Genomic DNA, 17,338 nt, shown 5'->3' with positions numbered 1-17,338 from the left:
ATGTGTGTATGGGTGACTGCACAAAATAGATAAAGCTGCTTACTATTGCAAGAAGAAGCAGCTTAAATGCAAAAAGGAGCCTTAAAACGGCTCCTCTTCGACATTATATAATCAGCAAAATTATTTTGTCTGAATGGTTGTTGATTGCCCTGGTTCAACGCTTACTTTCTGGTCATATACTTTCAGTTCAATCTGATTTTTAGCATGTGACAGAATGGTTACTTCCTGGCTATTAACAATTACTTCCATATCATTGCCCATAAACGCAATGCGGAATGAATACTCTTGCCATTGTTTAGGTATAATAGGATTTAGGAAGAGCTCACCGTCGTGAACGCGCTTTCCGCCAAATCCTTCAACAATCGACATCCATGTACCTGCCATACTTGTAATATGAAGGCCTTCGTGTGCCTCATGATTGTAGTCATCAATATCCAATCGCGATGTACGCAGATACATTTCGTAGGCCTTGTCGTAATCACCAATTTTAGCGGCCAACACCGAGTGTACGCAAGGTGAAAGAGACGATTCGTGCACTGTGCGAGGTTCGTAGAATTCGAAGTTGCGTTTGATGGTTTCCATATCAAATTCTTCCTCGAATACATAGATGCCTTGCAGAGTATCGGCCTGCTTAATGTAACAGCTGCGTAGGATACGATCCCACGACCAGTATTGGTTGATAGGGCGTTCGGCCGGATTTAGCTGGTCAACCAATATCTGCTCTTTGTCCATATAGCCATCCTGCTGCATAAATACCTGCAGCTTTTCGTTATATGGGAAATGCATTTTGTCAATAATATCTTCCCATCGTGGTACTTCACCATCATAGCTGAACGAAGTTTTAGCTATAATTTCGTTATAGCGTGCCTCATTCATGGCCTTCACCTTGGCCAATGACTCAATGGTGTATTTTAAGCACCATACAGCCATTTTGTTGGTATACCAGTTGTTATTGATGTTGTTTTCGTATTCGTTTGGTCCGGTAACCCCCAGCATTACATACTTTTGGCGTTCTTCTGAGAAGGTGATTCTTTGGCTCCAAAAGCGAGAAATACCTAATAATACTTCCAGCCCGTATTCGCTTAGGTAAGCCTCATCATTAGTATGACGGATATAATTGTGGATTGCAAACGCGATAGCGCCATTCCGGTGTATTTCTTCAAAGGTAATTTCCCACTCGTTATGACATTCTTCACCATTGATGGTTACCATTGGGTAGAGGGCAGCTCCATTTTTAAAGCCAAGTTTTTCGGCATTTTCAATGGCTCTGTCAAGGTGTTTGTATCGATAGATGAGTAGATTGCGCGTCACTTCCGAAGGGGCTGTTGCAATAAAGAACGGCACACAGTATGCTTCAGTATCCCAGTAAGTTGAGCCGCCGTATTTTTCACCGGTAAAACCTTTAGGACCTACATTTAAACGTTCGTCTTCACCTGTGTATGTTTGGTTGAGGTGGAAGATATTAAAGCGAATACCTTGCTGGGCAGCTATATCGCCTTTGATGTGAATATCGCTTAACACCCATTTGTCGGCCCAAACTTTTATATGATCCTTTAATAAAGCATCAAATCCTTTTTGAAAACCTGACGCAGTAACTTTTTTTGTGGCTTCTAACACTGCTGTTTTGTCGTAGTTCAGCGAACTGGTAACCCCAACAATTTTATCAATTGAGAAGCATTCGCCTTCTTTTACGGTTCTTTCAATGCGGTTAGCCACCCAAGCTTCCTTTTTAAGTACTTCAGGTGTTGTTTTGAGCTCAGAATCACCGATTTTTGCGACGATTTTCATACCAAAACCGGCTCTGAAGCCAATTTTCTTTGTTTCAGTTACCAGGTATGCTTCGCCGGCGTGTGCTTCCATCTCAATAATATTCCAGAACTTCTCATCGTAATTGGAATCTTCGTTCTCCACATCACCATCCAGGTAGGCCGTGAAAGCAATTTTACCATCAAAGTTAAGCGGAGTAACCGAATAGCGGATAGCACCATTCTCAGTGTCAGCCATACTTACGAAGCGCTTAGCCGACACTTGTATTTTCTTACCATCATCCATGGTGGCAGTAAACTCACGCAGCAGATAGCCCTCTTTCATGTTAAGAGTACGTCTGAAATTATCTGTTTTGCAAGTGTATAGGTCCAGGTAATGGCCATCAATTTGCACGTCAATACCAATCCAGTTTGGACTGTTTAATACCTTCGCAAAATATTCAGGATAACCATTTTTCCACCATCCAACACGGGTTTTGTCCGGATAATAAATACCCGCTACATAACTTCCCTGCAAGGATGGACCTGAATAGGTTTCCTCAAAATTGGCTCTATGTCCCATTTTACCATTACCCAGGCTGAAAATACTTTCAGAAGACTGGTGGTTTTCGGGGTTAAAGCCTTCTTCTATGATGCACCACTCATCGTGTTTTAAATACTCCTTCATTGTAATTTGGTTTTAAGATTTTAAGTTGGTGACTAGCGCCACTTTTCATCAAAACCGTAATTCTAGTTTAGTTCCATTAATTTCTCATAGGTCATTTGATGCAAGCCATCAATTACCAGGTTAGCTTTGCCTAATACATCAGGTGACCCAATACCCACACATTTCATATTGCCGGCCAAAGCTGCTTCAACACCAGCCTCAGCATCTTCAAATACTACACATTCCGACGGTGCAACATTTAGCGCCTCAGCTCCTTTCAGGAAAACCTCAGGATTGGGTTTTGCCTCAGTTACCTTGGTTCCGTCAATAATGGCTTCAAACAATTCGGTTAATTCTAATCGTTCCAGGATGGTCATGGCATTTTTGCTGGCAGAACCCAATGCTATTTTAATGCCTTTAGCTTTTAACTCTTGTAAAAATTCTTTTGCACCATCTAAAATTTCATCGGGCTGCATTTTTAAAATGAATGTTCTGTAGTTTTCATTTTTCTTTTCAGCCAGGCGGTGCTTCTCTTCATCGCTCAGGGTTATTCCGCCTATCTCCAGCAGTATGTTAAGCGAAGTCATTCGACTTACCCCTTTCAGACGCTCATTATCTTCCTCTGTGAACTCGAAGCCTAAGTTGCTTGCCAGTTCTTTCCATGCGATATAATGATACTTTGCCGTATCAACAATCACTCCATCTAAATCAAACAAACATGCTTTTATTTGTCCCATCCAATTTGTTTTATTCTGTTGTTTTTGATTCTGATTTTACAAATGATACCATGAAGGCACCTAAAATCATAATTACACCGGCCATAATCAGGATGTATATGCCTTCACCACCAAAAAACATTCGTAAGATAGGACCACCTATGACGCCACTCAAAATTTGAGGGACAACAACTGTCAGGTTAAACAGTCCCATGTAAATACCCATGCGTTTGGCAGGAAGTGAGCCAGAAAGAATGGCATATGGCATTGCTAAAATACCTGCCCAGGCAATTCCGATTCCAACCATTGATATCAATAGCATGTACTGATCATCAAAGAAGTAGGTTGAAATATATCCTAAGCCACCGAGTAGCAATGAACCGGCATAAACTGTTTTGCGACTGGTTAGTTTAATAAACCAAGGCATAACAATTGAAAAGATAGCAGCCACAGCACTGTACACTGCAAAACAAATACCCACCCAGTTACCAGCTTCATTAAAAGCTTTTAGTGTGGCTTCATTTGTTTCTGTTTCGGCATTAAAATCTATTGGTACGCCAAAATAGTGTTGTGAAATAGCTGTAGTAGAATATACCCACAACAGGAAAAGTGGAAACCATGAAAACAATTGTACAATTGACAATTGCTGCATTGTTTTTGGCATGTTGATTAAAAGCTTCCAGAAACTTTCTTTCTGGGCTTTATCTTCTTCAGTAATGTTTTTGTATGCCTCAAACTCCTCCGGAGGGTACTCTTTTGTTTTAAATACAGTTACCAAAACGCTTATCAGTAATAATGATCCGCCAATGTAGAATGACCAGATAACCGATGGGGCTACTTTTCCAGCCTCAGGTTCATTTTCAATACCTATTGCCGTAAGTATAAAAGGTAATGCAGATCCAATAACAGCTCCTGTATTAATCAGGAAGCTTTGGACTGAATAACCAATGTTACGCTGTTCTTCCGGCGTCATATCTGCTACAAGGGCTCTGAATGGTTGAAATGTCACATTAAATGAACCATCCATTAGTGCCAGCATAGCAACACCGAAAAACAAAACACCAGCCCCGCCGGCTTTTATTACCAAAGGCGCATTGGGCATAAAAAACATAGCAATCATTGAAACAATGGCACCACCTAATATATAAGGTGAACGACGACCGAGCTTTGTCCATGTTTTATCACTGGCTGCACCTACAACCGGTTGAACGATTAACCCCATAATGGGAGCAACCAACCAAAAAAACGACAGGTTATGTGGGTCGGCACCTAAACTGGTTAAAATACGACTGGCATTTGCATTTTGCAGTGCAAACCCAAATTGTACGCCTAAAAAGCCAAAGCTTAAGTTCCAAATTTGCCAAAAGGATAACTTTGGTAATTGTTTCATAATTACTTGTTTTTAGTTACAGGAATACCAATTGATAACAGTTAGTAAACCAACCGCAGGCAAAATGATATTCATAGTCTTAGATGAGGTACAACAATACCTTAATGACTTATAAAGGTATAAGCATTATTGAAAGGCATTAACAGGAAAGTCTCTTATCAATTAAATCCAATACAAATTTAAGATAAACTTAATATTTATGCCAGCTTTATTTGTTGCGGTGTTTTAGGCTATCTTCTAATAAATCAGTACTATTACTGATTGCAATCGTTTGCGAAATGCCTTGCATTTTTTAGAGATAGGCTGAAAATTAACAAACCGGATTTTTTGCAAACGTTTTCGGAAGGTATTACTTTATAGCCAATAGCCCATAGACTGCATGGTTAACAATGGCCATCAATGCAGTTAATTATTAAAGTAAAGGGTAGTGCTTAGTATTCAGTGCCTAGTTGCGATGAGGCGCGTTCTACCAGTTCAGGCGTAAATATTTTCGTCTCATATTCTTCCTCATCCACATTGTTTTCAATATGGCCTATTAATAGGCGCATAGCGGCCTGTCCTATATCATAGCCTTTTTGCTCAACGGTTGTGAGTGGTGGGTAAGCTATATTGGCATTGGGGCCGTCGCCAAAGCCCACAACTGCAATGTCTTTGGGGATGCTGTAGCCGTTACGCTGAAGGACTTGCATAGCAGCAATGGCAGTACTGTCGTTAACGGCAAATATACCATCAACTTCAGGAGCTAAGCGGATAATATCATCAGCCCTGGCAAATACAGTTTCACGTGTGTCACACTTAACTATTAAGCGATCGTCACAGCTGAGTTTATGCTCTTTTAGAGCACTGCAATATCCTTCTTTGCGGTTTTTACCTATTAATAAATGTTGCGGTGCTGCCAGGTGCATAATTTTTTTACAGCCTTTATCTATCAAATGACGAGTGGCAATTCTGGCGCCTTCAAAATCGTCAGCAATTACTCTGTCGGAGCTAATTTGTTCGCATATTCGGTCGAAAAACACCACTGGAACACCATTTTCCTTCAGGTTTTCGAAGTGGGCAAACTCATGTGTGTTCTTGCTCATCGATATTAAAATACCATCCACCCGGTTGTCAACAAGCGCTTGTAGGTCAATCACCTCTCTCTGGTAATTTTCATTCGTTTGGCAAATGATGGCATTATAACCTCTTCCATATGCTACATCTTCAATACCACTAATAACTGTAGAAAAGAAATGGTGAACAATCTCCGGTATTACAATGCCAATGGTATTAGTTTTACTGCTCCTCAAACTTAACGCCAATGCATTGGGACGGTAGTTTACTTTTTCGGCAAATGTTTGCACCAACTGTTTGGTTTTCGGGCTAATGTCTGGGTGGTCCTTCAGAGCCCTTGAAACAGTAGATGGTGAGATACCAAGTATTCTGGCAATATCTTTAATCGTGATTGGTTGGGATTTCATTTTTATAGCTATGGAACTGTTGTTAGACTGATAAAAATTAAAGATAGCAAAAACATCAATACCTCTCATAGTTTGCCGAAAAATGAGTTGACGGATCATAATTCTGAAAAAAACAAAACATGTTCTACAGCAGGTTGTTTTACCGCAAACGACACCGCAAACGACACCGCAAACGGTTGCGACGAATTATCTGCAAAATTGTGTATTTGTGTGTTAATAAATGTTTACAGAATCTTCAAAATTGCATATGTTTGTAGCGGTCTTAGTGGTTAAATTAAGCATTGTTTTAAAGGTATTAACAGAATCATCTTCTCAATTAATCCACAAATGAAAATCCTTTAAAACGGATAACGGATGTTTAATTCGGTATAGCACCACGTTTAAATTGGTATAATTTTGATTAGTGGTCTAAACCACCCCAATTGCAAGGGGGCTAACATGATAAATTAAATTTTTTATCAACACATGAAAATCTAGTTTTTATGAAAAGACAGTCAAATCTTTTTAAGTTACTGCTTATTGTTGTGGCGCTTTTTAGCTTTTCAGCGCTATACGCCCAACAAATGACAGTGTCAGGAACGGTAACAGACGCAGCTGATGGAATGCCATTACCTGGCGTAACCGTTGCAGTTAAAGGTACCACAACCGGTACAATTACTACTCCTGATGGAAATTACACGTTAAGCGTTGAAAATGGGCAAACGCTGGTTTTCTCATTTATTGGCTATAAATCACAAGAAATTGTTGCTACTAATACAACCATTAATGTTGCCTTGGAAGAAGATATAATTGGCATGGAAGAAGTGGTTGTTATTGGGTATGGTACTACAAAAAAGAAAGATTTAACAGGATCTATCCAGACCGTTAATGCTGATGATTTTAACCAGGGAGCGATTGCATCTCCACAACAGTTAATTAATGGTAAAGTAGCTGGTGTGCAGATTACTGATGGTGGTGGTGCGCCTGGAGAAGGTGCGACTATTAGAATTCGCGGTGGTTCTTCACTTACAGCGTCTAATGATCCTCTAATTATTATTGATGGTGTGCCTCTTGATGGAGGAGATGTAGGAGGTATGCGTAACCCGCTTAATGTTGTTAATCCAAATGATATTGAAACTTTTACTGTATTAAAGGATGCATCAGCTACCGCAATTTATGGTTCACGAGCATCTAATGGAGTAATCTTAATTACTACTAAAAAAGGTAGTGGAGCTGGAATGAAGATAGATTATGCAGGTAATGTATCTGTGGCAACTAAAGCGAATGAGTTAGACATTTTAAGCGCTAATCAATATAGAGAGGTTCTTACAGATAAATTCCCTGATAATGTAGGTTTAATGGGAGAGGCAAGTACTGATTGGCAAAAAGAAGTTTATAGAACTGCAGTAAGTACTGATCATAACCTTGCAATGTCAGGTATGATTGCGGACAAAATGCCATATCGTGCTTCTGTTGGATACAACCTTTCAAATGGTATCCTTGATGAATCAAGTATGGAAAGAACAACAGCGTCAATTAATGTTAATCCAACATTTTTTGATGATCACTTAAGAGTGAATCTTTCTGCCAAAGGAATGTTTGTTAACAACAACTTTTCAAATACAGGAGCTGTTGGAGCCGCAATTTCTATGGATCCAACACAAATGATAACAGGTGATATGTTTGAGCCTTATGGAGGTTACTTTACATGGACCCGTGGAGATGGAACTCCTAATGGTAATGCCCCTGATAACCCAAGAGCACTAATTGACCAGCGAGTTGATAAATCTAAAGTGAATAGGTTCATTGGAAATGCTCAATTCGACTATAAATTCCACTTTTTACCAGAGCTTCGCGCCAATTTGAATATCGGGATGGACATGCTGGAATCACAGGATGATCCAAAAGAAGTTATGGCTGGTGCTGCATGGGATACTGATGCATATTTGCGTGGAGGTTCTTATGAAAAGTATAAATTAAAGAAAGAAAATAAATTACTTGATTTCTACTTGCAGTATACTAAAAACCTAGATGCCATAGATTCTCGTTTTGATGTGATGGGTGGGTACTCATGGCAACATTTCTGGACTGAAAACACATCAGGTAGTTGGTTCAACTTACCAAATGAAGATGGTGATTTCGTGAGAGATCCAGAAAACTTGACCCGTAATGAGAACTACCTGGTATCATTCTTCGGTAGATTAAATTATGTGTTATCCGATAAATACTACTTAACATTTACTTTAAGAAATGATGGATCGTCACGTTTCTCAGAAGATAATCGTTGGGGTCTTTTCCCATCTGTTGCTTTAGCATGGAATGTGAAAGAAGAATCTTTCTTAGAAGGAAGTGATGTGCTTTCTACCTTGAAAATGAAATTGGGTTATGGTGTAACTGGTCAGCAAAATATTGGTTCTGACTATGGTTATTTCGGAACTTATAAATCAGGACAGCCAACAGCGCAGTATGTTTATTACAACAATGTGACTGGTTCATATGATCGTGTGCCATTAACTACAATTCGCCCTAACGGATATGATGAGAATTTGAAATGGGAGGAAACAACAACCTATAATATTGGATTCGACTATGGATTCTTAAATAATCGCATTAGCGGTACCTTAGATGTCTACTTACGTGAAACAAAGGATCTGTTGAACCAGATTCCTGTGCCTGCAGGTGCTAACTTAACTAATGAACTTGTTACAAATGTTGGTTCGTTGGAGAATAAAGGTTTTGAATTGTCTGTTAATGCAATTGCGTTGGAAGGAAGCGATTACTCTTGGAGTATTGGTGCCAATGTTGCCTATAATGAAAATGAGATTACAAAATTAACAAGGGTTGAAGATCCGAACTACTTGGGTGTTCAAACAGGTGGTATTTCAGGTGGTACTGGTAATATGGTTCAAATTCACCAAGTTGGACAGCCAGCTAATTCATTCTTTGTTTATAAGCAAATATATGGTACTAATGGCATGCCAATTGAAGGTTTATATGAAGACGTTAATGGAGACGGACAATTCAACGAAAGTGATTTGAGAGTTTATAAGCAATCAGCTCCTAAAGTGATGCTTGGTTTGAATACTAACTTCAATTATAAAAACTGGGATTTCAGCATGGCAGGACGCGCTAACTTAGGTCAATATGTCTATAATAACATGGCCTCTGATGGTGGATTCTATAACAGAATGCAAATTAGTGGTGAGTACCTGAATAATTTGAATAAAGATGTATTCAATACAGGTTTTAACACTGCTCAATACTTAAGTGATTACTATGTGCAGAATGCCTCTTTCTTCAGAATGGACAATATCACCCTTGGATATGATATGTCTGATTTGTTGAACAACAATATGAAGATGAGAGTTTACACTTCGGTTAATAACGTATTTGTTATTACAGACTATGAAGGAATTGATCCTGAGGTGAGTGGAGGTATTGATAATAATATTTACCCACGTCCAAGAACATTTTTACTTGGTGTAAATGTTACATTTTAATTTGAAGAAGTCATGAAGATAAAAGTATTAAATAAAATTGCATTTGCACTTGCTATTATCGTTGGTTTAGGTGCATGTACAAGTGATTTAGATGTTACGCCGATTGATCCAAACTTGGCAACAGCAGATAAAGTTTTGGATTCAGAGGAGGCATTTGCTCAAGTGTTGGCTAAGATTTATGCTGGTTTTGCAGTTTCAGGCCAACAAGGACCTGCAGGTGATCCAGATTTAGTTGGTTTTGACGAAGGTCACAGCCAGTATTGGAGAGGTTATTTCGTTTGTCAGGAATTACCAACCGATGAAGCCGTAAATGGATGGGCTGATGGTGATTTGCCAGATGTAAGTCAGGTAGATTGGGGTGCAAACAATGGATTCATCCGTCAATTTTACTACAGAGCTATTTACCAGGTTTCTTTAGCTAACGAGTTTATTCGTCAGGCAAACAGATTAGGAAAACCTGAGTATTCTAACTTACCGCAGTATATGGCAGAAGCTCGTTTCTTAAGAGCCTTATCATACTGGCATGCTTTGGATTTATTTGGAAATGGTGTTCCATTTGTAACTGAGAATAGTGCCATTGGTTCTGTTTTACCTCTACCTGCTGGTGAAAACCCACGTGGACCAGAACTGTTCGATTACATCGAAAGTGAATTGTTAGCCATAGTTGGAGAAGGTGAAGATAAATCACAGGTATTAGCTGATGTTGGCCAAACTTATGGAGGCCAGGCTAATAAAGCTGCAGCATGGATGGTATTAGCAAAGTTGTATTTGAATCATAATATTTACAGAGGAGAATTAGACAATGCATATTATACAAAAGCTCGTACTTACATCAATAAAGTAACGTCAGCAGGATATAGCCTGATTACTGATGCTGATGCTGTTGCGGGTGATGTGTATTCTCCATATGAATACCTATTCTTAGCTGATAATTATAAAGCTGATAATGAAATCATTTATTCAATTAACTCCAATGGTGATGATACCAGAACGTATGGTGGTATGACATATGTGGTAGCTGCTTCTATCGGTGGTGATGAAATGAAGCCAAATGATTATGGTATGGCTAATGGTTGGGGTGGTAACCGCACTACAAAGGCCCTGGTAAATAAATTTAGTGTTGATGATAACCGTGCACTTTGGTTTACAACTGGCCAGCAGTTAGAAATTGAGCAACAAGATCAATTTACTCACGGCTATGCGGTTGTTAAGTATAAAAACAGAACAAGAAGTGGTGGTTATGGTTCTAACGAAGGTAAATCAGACTGGACTGATATTAACATTCCTGTTTTCCGTTTGGCCGATGCTTATTTAATGGCTGCTGAGGTTGACCTAAGATTAGATGGAGCTGTTTCGGGTGCAAGTAGGGCATACTTGCAAGAGATTGCTGATAGAGCAGGAACAACTTTACCAGGAACAATTGATCTAGATTGGATTCTTGATGAGAGAGCTCGTGAATTATATTGGGAGTGTCACCGTCGTTCAGATCTTGTGCGCTTTGGTAAGTTTACAAAAGGTTATAACTGGCCTCTAAAAGGTGATGCTTTGCAGGGGAAAGATGTGGATGATAAGTATAATCTAATGCCTATTCCATTTACAGATATTACTGCAAATCCAAATCTTAATCAGAACCCAGGTTATTAATCGTTAACCTATAAATTTTAGACAAATGAAAATATTTCAATATATAGCTGTTATATTACTGGGAGCCATGTTGTTTTCGTCTTGTTCAGAAGATGATAAATTAACATACAACCCTGAGTTAGCAACTGAGTCAAATATTAGTTTGCCAGGTGCTGATGGATTAGTATTTACAAAAGATGATGCCGATGAATTAATTACATTCGAGTGGTCAGCTACAGATCCTGGTGTAAGTGTTCAGGTTGATTATGTAGTTGAACTTTCTACAACAAATATTTTTGATGTTGTAACTACTTTGGCTGAAACTAGCGAAACCAGTGTTGATATTAAAGTTAGTGGTGTTAATAATGCATTAATTGCTTTAGAATTGGATCCTGGTGTTGAAACACAAGTTTATTTGCGTGTTTTGGCTAAGATTAATGAGAATGTAGATGATATAGTATCTGCTTTCAAAGAGTATACGACTACTCCATATGAAACAATAATCGATTACCCAATGATTTATGTTCCTGGAGCATACCAAGGTTGGAGTCCAGGTGCCGAAAATGGTAGGTTGTATTCGTATAATTTCGACAATGTTTATGAGGGAATCATCAGAATTACTGAAACAGCTGATAATAATGGAGAGTTTAAATTAACTGAAGGTCCTAGCTGGGATGTAAACTGGGGTGGAACATTAACTGCAGATGGTGACAATTATACAGGAACCGTTGGCGGTGGAGATAACTTCAAAGTAACTCCTGGTACATATGTATTTAGAGTTGACTTGGATGCGAATACAATAACGTTGACTAAAACTGATTATTGGGGAATAATTGGTGAAGCCATTGGTGGCTGGGGTGATACTGATGATATCATTATGCACTACAATGGCCAGCGTAAGTACTGGGAGGCAACTGCTGATTTCGTAGCAGGAGGTTGGAAATTCAGAAAGAATAGTTCATGGGGCGGTGACCTTACAGGTGATTCTAATGGTAATCTTGTAGGTTCAGGTGATAACATTTCATGCGATACGCCTGGTAACTACCACGTAACATTTGATTTAAACAATATGACTTATACTTTTGAAATAGTTGAATAGAACACTTAATAATATTTGCATAAAAAAGCCGCCCACTGTGGCGGCTTTTTTTTTAAAACACATGCTTATGAGAGATAATTACCTAAATAAACTAATTAGCAGGGGCACATTTTTGCTCTTTATGTTCCTTGTTTCCATTGGACTAAAGGCACAGGTGGTTACCTCTGAACCTGCTATTCCTGTTGAATCAAAATCTGTTACAATTACTTTTTATGCAGATAAAGGTAACCAGGGACTCATGGATTACACAGGCGATGTATATGCTCATACCGGTGTTATTACCAACGAAAGTACCAGTGGGAGTGACTGGAAATACGCGCCTACATGGGGTGATAACAGTTCCAAATACAAAATGACGCGTGTTTCGACCAACGAGTATACGCTTGAGATTACTCCTAACATTAGAGATTACTATGGCGTTGCAGCCTCTGAAGTCATCAAGCAAATGGCATTTGTGTTTCGCAGTACCGATAACTCTAAAGAAGGCAAGGATACAGGTAACAAAGATATTTTTGTGGATGTGTCGGATGAAGAACTGTCAGTCTCGATATCTAGTCCTGTTAATAACAGTATTCATGAAAGTGGTTCGACTGTTAAGGTGCAGGTCAATGCTCTGTTAAATGATCAGCTTCAGTTAAGGGTTAATGGTGAAGTGGTAGCCAGCACCACCGGCCAGGAACTGGTACATGACATCACCAATGTGACGCTGGATCAGTACATTTTAGAGGCAACAGCCAGTGATGCTACAAGTTCGATAAGCGCTACCACTAAATTTTTTGTAAAAGGAGAGGTGGTGAACGAGCCTTTACCCTTAGGGCTAAAACGAGGCGTTAATGTAATTGATGCCAATACTGCAACAGTTGTTTTGTTTGCCCCTAATAAAGAATATGTGTATCTGATGGGTGACTTTAATAATTGGGAGCCATCTAACTCGGCCATGATGAAGAAAGATGGTGATTATTTCTGGTTAACACTAACCGACTTGGATGATACACAAGAGTACGCTTATCAGTTTTGGATTGGTAGCGATTTGAAAGTAGCTGATCCTTATGCCACTAAAATACTGGATCCATGGAATGATAAATACATACCAGAGGATATCTATCCCAACCTAAAAGCCTATCCCGAAGGAAAAACAGATGAGATAGTGAGTGTGTTTACAACAGCCGATCAGACTTTTATCTGGGAGGTAAATGATTTTGTAGCCCCATCGCCCGAAGAACTTGTGGTTTATGAAGTGTTGATTCGCGACTTTACCGATAACAAAGATATTAAGACCATAACCGATACGCTTTCTTACCTGAAGAGATTAGGGGTTAATGCCATTGAACTGATGCCGTTTAATGAGTTTGAAGGCAATGATAGCTGGGGGTATAATCCATCGTTTTATTTTGCTGCCGACAAAGCATATGGTACGGTAGGGGATTACAAGACCTTTATCGATGAGTGTCATAAGGCTGGTATTGCTGTTATTATGGATATGGTGTTGAACCATTCCTATGGGCAGTCGCCTTTTGCAAGGATGTATCTGGGAGATGATGGCAAGCCCTTAAACAATCCATGGTACAATACAGAGCATAACATGGCAGAACCAGCTGCTCAATGGGGCTACGATTTCAATCACGAAAGCACGCATACGCAGCAATTGGTTGACAGTATCTGTTCATATTGGATGGAAGAGTACAAGATTGATGGTTTTCGGTTTGATTTTACCAAAGGATTTACGAATACGCCATATCCGGCAGGTAATTGGGCAAGTGCTTACGATGCCTCCCGTATTGGTATTCTAAAACGAATGGCTTCTGCTATCTGGGAGCAGAAACCTGATGCCATTGTTATTTTTGAGCATTTGTCAGAGAATAGTGAAGAGAAAGAGCTATCTAACCATGGTAACGGCATTTTGTTGTGGGGCAATGCTAATCATGATTTTAATGAAGCTACAATGGGGTACCCATCTGATTTATCATGGACATCTTATCAAAAAAGAGGATGGGACAGACCAGGCGTAGTGAACTATATGGAAAGTCATGATGAAGAGCGCATCATGTATAAAAATTTAGAGTATGGTAATAGCAGTGGTGACTATGATGTAACAGAACTTGCAACAGCATTAAAACGTACTGAGGCCGCTGCAGTCATGCTTATGGCCATTCCTGGACCGAAGATGATATGGCAGTTTGGTGAGTTAGGCTTTGAATTAAGTATTAATCGCTGTACCGACGGAACAATTAGCAATGACTGCCGATTGGCTGCCAAGCCTCCCAAATGGGAGTACCAGAATAGCAAAGAACGTATGCGCTTGTTTAAAGTGTACCAGAAAATGATTGAGTACAAAAAGAACGAGCCGGTATTTGCCACCAATCAATTTGTGATGGATGTGGCCGGAGAAGCGAAGCGTATTGAGTTAAATAGCAACGGCAGCGATGTGCGTATAGTGGCTAATTTTGGTGTTGAAGCAGCGAGTATGACACCTAATTTCAGTACAAAAGGCAAGTGGTACAATGTATTTGTACGCGATAGTATTGATGTAACAGATACGCAAATGCAGGTGTACCTTCAACCTGGCGAATATGTGGTTTATAGTCAAAAGAAGCTGAGTGGTTTTGAACAACCCACTTCCATTGGCGATGATTTAAATAGTCTGACACTTGGGGTGTCGCCAAATCCGTTTAAGGATGATGTTTCTATTAAGATTGATGAGTCTGTAGCAGAGTACGAGTTATTCAGTTTAACAGGCGTTTTGGTGAAGAAGGGACGCATAAACGGAGGGGCCGCAACACTAAGCTGGAGTGACTTGCCCAAGGGGCACTACCTGTTACGAATTAGAAGTAAAGGAAAAACCGAAGTCAGAAAATTAGTGAAACAATAAAATACAAAAATGGCCTTAAGATGATTTCTAAAGGCCATTTTTTATTACTTTCCTTCTGCTTTTACAAGTGTTCGCAGTGTATAAAAGAAAATCCTTATATCGAGCCGTAACGAGTATTTTCTCATGTAAAACAACTCCAGCTTAAGGCGCTGCAGCATTTCTGTTTTATTCTCCGCATAACCAAACAGCACCTGACCCAATGATGTGATGCCGGGCTTTGTTTTAAGTAACTCTAAAAAAGCAGGTTCGTCTTTAATTAATTGATTAATATAGTGTTGCCGCTCTGGTCGTGGGCCGATAACCGACATTTCTCCCTTAATAACGTTTATGAATTGAGGGAGTTCGTCGATACGCCACTTCCGCAGAAAACGACCAAATGGCGTAACTCTTTCATCTGTAGCTGAGGATAAGGCAGGTCCGTTTTTTTCAGCATCATCATACATTGTTCTGAACTTCAGTATCTGGAAGGTCTTCCCATTTTCGCCTACACGTTCCTGCTTATAAATAAACGGCCCCGGCGATTCGTTCTTTATTTTCCAATAAATTAAGGGTATAAAAGGTGATATGACCAAAAGGCCTATGAGTGACATGGTCACATCACTGCTTCGCTTGATGGCGTATTTTGCTTTATTCCAAACTGGTACAGGTACTAACTCTGAGCTTCGATGCTCGAGAATTTGCCTATCCAGTTCTCGCTCGTAACTATATGTGTATCCTGGTGCAATTTGCATTATACTCTCCCTGTCTTTCAACATTCCCCAATTGTTCTGCCTATAATAACGTTGGCATTTTTGATTTATTATAGTACCATTTGATTTTACCGGTTTTAGTCAATCGGGTTGCATTTTTTTTGATCAGCGGCATAGAAGGTAATGTGAAAAGCCTCTTTGTGTTTATAAGAAGCGGAATCCGAATAAATGCATTATTTTTGGCGCCATGATGCGTAAAGATTCATTCCGACATATAGGCATGCGAGCAAGACTTGTTGAGGAGTTGCGCCGCAAAAGAATCACCGATGAGCGAGTTCTAGAGGCTATTGGCCGGGTGCCAAGACATCTGTTTCTCGAAAGCAGTTTTATAAAGTTTGCTTACCAGGATAAGGCATTTCCAATAGGGGCAGGGCAAACTATTTCTCAACCATACACTGTAGCATTGCAATCACAGCTATTAGAAGTCAAGGCGGGAGAAAAAATATTGGAAGTTGGCACTGGTTCAGGCTATCAGGCAGCCGTATTGCTTGAAATGGGTGTAAAACTGTTTTCGATTGAGCGCCAGGGTGAACTTTATCAGCGTTCTGTGCGTTTGCTCAGGGAACTGGGGTACCAAGGGCGATTTTACTTGGGAGATGGTTACGAAGGCTTACCGGCTCAGGCGCCTTTCGATAAAATAATAATTACGGCAGGAGCGCCAATAATCCCCCGAAATCTGCTGATGCAGTTGAAAGTTGGTGGGATGATGGTTATTCCTTTTGGCGACACAAAGCAGGTGTTGATGCGCATTATACGGATCAATGAGGATGAATTTGAGCAAGAGGAAATTGAAGAGTGTGCTTTTGTGCCCATGCTCAATGGAGTAGTTGGCAAATAAAATTGTAATAAGAGCTAAAGACTAATTATAATGATACATGTAGATATAATACCTATTAATCCTTGGCAGGAAAACACCTATATTCTGTCAGATGAAACAAAGGAATGCGTAATTATTGATCCGGGCTGTTTATCGGCTGAGGAACGCGATGCAGTTGCACGGTTTATTGAAGAGAAAGGCTACCAGCCAGTGCGATTGCTGCAAACACATATGCACCTCGATCATGTGTTTGGTAGTAAGTTTATAGCTGACAAATACAACCTTAAGCTGGAAGCCCATAAAGATGATGAATTCTGGGGTGAACAAACGGTTGAGTATGCAGCTAATTTTGGGATGGAGCTCGATGCTAATCCACCCTCCATTGGTAACTATTTAAACGAAGGTGATAAAGTTACTTTTGGAAATTCATTACTGGAGGTGATACATGTGCCAGGTCATTCACCTGGAGGTATTGTTTTTTTAAGCAAAGAGGATAAGATAGCCATTGTGGGCGATGTGCTGTTTCGTGAAAGTATCGGCAGGGCAGATTTGCCGGGCGGCGATTTCGAAGCGCTGGTGTCAAATATTAAAAACAAGCTGTTGGCGCTGGATGATGAGGTGAAGGTATACCCCGGTCATGGGCCCGCATCAACAATTGGGCACGAAAGAACCAGTAATCCATTTTTAACTTAGTAAAGCATAAAGCTCTTTCCCTTTATTGGAG

At 39.8% G+C, this 17,338-nt stretch carries 11 protein-coding genes; 6 read left to right on the top strand and 5 right to left on the bottom strand.

Going from position 1 to position 17,338, the window contains the following annotated elements:
- Positions 1–120: 120 nt before the first annotated feature.
- From KEM09_RS15725 to KEM09_RS15710, 4 genes are all read right to left on the bottom strand, one after another.
- Complete coding sequence (locus KEM09_RS15725) at positions 121–2,433, bottom strand: family 65 glycosyl hydrolase domain-containing protein (protein WP_212229729.1); 2,313 nt, start codon at positions 2,431–2,433, stop codon at positions 121–123.
- Positions 2,434–2,495: 62 nt separating this feature from the next.
- Complete coding sequence (pgmB, locus tag KEM09_RS15720; protein WP_212229727.1) at positions 2,496–3,149, bottom strand: beta-phosphoglucomutase; 654 nt, start codon at positions 3,147–3,149, stop codon at positions 2,496–2,498.
- Between the two features lie 10 nt (positions 3,150–3,159).
- The gene (locus KEM09_RS15715; RefSeq protein WP_212229725.1) at positions 3,160–4,518 is read right to left on the bottom strand and encodes an MFS transporter; all 1,359 of its coding nucleotides are present in this window, start codon (positions 4,516–4,518) and stop codon (positions 3,160–3,162) included.
- A 431-nt stretch (positions 4,519–4,949) separates the two neighbouring features.
- Positions 4,950–5,978, bottom strand: coding sequence for a LacI family DNA-binding transcriptional regulator (locus KEM09_RS15710; RefSeq protein WP_212229723.1), 1,029 nt, complete (start codon positions 5,976–5,978; stop codon positions 4,950–4,952).
- A gap of 482 nt (positions 5,979–6,460) precedes the next feature.
- Here KEM09_RS15710 and KEM09_RS15705 point away from each other — a divergent pair, with 482 nt between their 5' ends.
- The 4 genes from KEM09_RS15705 to KEM09_RS15690 all read left to right on the top strand — a co-directional run bounded on the left by KEM09_RS15705 (position 6,461) and on the right by KEM09_RS15690 (position 15,048).
- The gene (locus KEM09_RS15705; protein WP_212229721.1) at positions 6,461–9,457 is read left to right on the top strand and encodes a SusC/RagA family TonB-linked outer membrane protein; all 2,997 of its coding nucleotides are present in this window, start codon (positions 6,461–6,463) and stop codon (positions 9,455–9,457) included.
- A 12-nt stretch (positions 9,458–9,469) separates the two neighbouring features.
- Positions 9,470–11,101, top strand: a complete 1,632-nt coding sequence (locus KEM09_RS15700; protein ID WP_212229719.1) for a RagB/SusD family nutrient uptake outer membrane protein — start codon at positions 9,470–9,472, stop codon at positions 11,099–11,101.
- Positions 11,102–11,126: 25 nt separating this feature from the next.
- Positions 11,127–12,179: a SusE domain-containing protein gene (locus tag KEM09_RS15695; protein ID WP_212229718.1), complete on the top strand. Its 1,053-nt coding sequence runs from the start codon at positions 11,127–11,129 to the stop codon at positions 12,177–12,179.
- A 67-nt stretch (positions 12,180–12,246) separates the two neighbouring features.
- Complete coding sequence (locus KEM09_RS15690) at positions 12,247–15,048, top strand: alpha-amylase family glycosyl hydrolase (RefSeq protein WP_244825051.1); 2,802 nt, start codon at positions 12,247–12,249, stop codon at positions 15,046–15,048.
- A gap of 44 nt (positions 15,049–15,092) precedes the next feature.
- Here the strand turns inward: KEM09_RS15690 and KEM09_RS15685 are convergent, their stop codons facing one another.
- Positions 15,093–15,803, bottom strand: a complete 711-nt coding sequence (locus tag KEM09_RS15685; protein WP_212229717.1) for a sugar transferase — start codon at positions 15,801–15,803, stop codon at positions 15,093–15,095.
- A 181-nt stretch (positions 15,804–15,984) separates the two neighbouring features.
- On the opposite strand from KEM09_RS15685, the gene KEM09_RS15680 reads away from it, so the two are divergent.
- Together KEM09_RS15680 and KEM09_RS15675 are read left to right on the top strand one after the other, a co-directional pair.
- Positions 15,985–16,635, top strand: coding sequence for a protein-L-isoaspartate(D-aspartate) O-methyltransferase (locus KEM09_RS15680; RefSeq protein ID WP_212229716.1), 651 nt, complete (start codon positions 15,985–15,987; stop codon positions 16,633–16,635).
- Between the two features lie 30 nt (positions 16,636–16,665).
- The gene (locus KEM09_RS15675; protein WP_212229715.1) at positions 16,666–17,307 is read left to right on the top strand and encodes an MBL fold metallo-hydrolase; all 642 of its coding nucleotides are present in this window, start codon (positions 16,666–16,668) and stop codon (positions 17,305–17,307) included.
- Positions 17,308–17,338 lie beyond the last annotated feature (31 nt).

The sequence above is a fragment of the Carboxylicivirga mesophila genome, assembly GCF_018271975.1.
Taxonomy (GTDB): domain Bacteria; phylum Bacteroidota; class Bacteroidia; order Bacteroidales; family Marinilabiliaceae; genus Carboxylicivirga; species Carboxylicivirga mesophila.
The sequence above is the reverse complement of the archived record's forward strand: the minus strand, read 5'-3'. Positions and strand labels throughout refer to the sequence as shown.

What these genes read in the sequence shown, in the direction of transcription:
- KEM09_RS15725 (WP_212229729.1), bottom strand. Translation starts at nt 2,433, where the DNA reads ATGAAGGAGTATTTAAAACACGATGAGTGGTGCATCATAGAAGAAGGC.
- pgmB (WP_212229727.1), bottom strand. Translation starts at nt 3,149, where the DNA reads ATGGGACAAATAAAAGCATGTTTGTTTGATTTAGATGGAGTGATTGTT.
- KEM09_RS15715 (WP_212229725.1), bottom strand. Translation starts at nt 4,518, where the DNA reads ATGAAACAATTACCAAAGTTATCCTTTTGGCAAATTTGGAACTTAAGC.
- KEM09_RS15710 (WP_212229723.1), bottom strand. Translation starts at nt 5,978, where the DNA reads ATGAAATCCCAACCAATCACGATTAAAGATATTGCCAGAATACTTGGT.
- KEM09_RS15705 (WP_212229721.1), top strand. Translation starts at nt 6,461, where the DNA reads ATGAAAAGACAGTCAAATCTTTTTAAGTTACTGCTTATTGTTGTGGCG.
- KEM09_RS15700 (WP_212229719.1), top strand. Translation starts at nt 9,470, where the DNA reads ATGAAGATAAAAGTATTAAATAAAATTGCATTTGCACTTGCTATTATC.
- KEM09_RS15695 (WP_212229718.1), top strand. Translation starts at nt 11,127, where the DNA reads ATGAAAATATTTCAATATATAGCTGTTATATTACTGGGAGCCATGTTG.
- KEM09_RS15690 (WP_244825051.1), top strand. Translation starts at nt 12,247, where the DNA reads ATGAGAGATAATTACCTAAATAAACTAATTAGCAGGGGCACATTTTTG.
- KEM09_RS15685 (WP_212229717.1), bottom strand. Translation starts at nt 15,803, where the DNA reads ATGTTGAAAGACAGGGAGAGTATAATGCAAATTGCACCAGGATACACA.
- KEM09_RS15680 (WP_212229716.1), top strand. Translation starts at nt 15,985, where the DNA reads ATGATGCGTAAAGATTCATTCCGACATATAGGCATGCGAGCAAGACTT.
- KEM09_RS15675 (WP_212229715.1), top strand. Translation starts at nt 16,666, where the DNA reads ATGATACATGTAGATATAATACCTATTAATCCTTGGCAGGAAAACACC.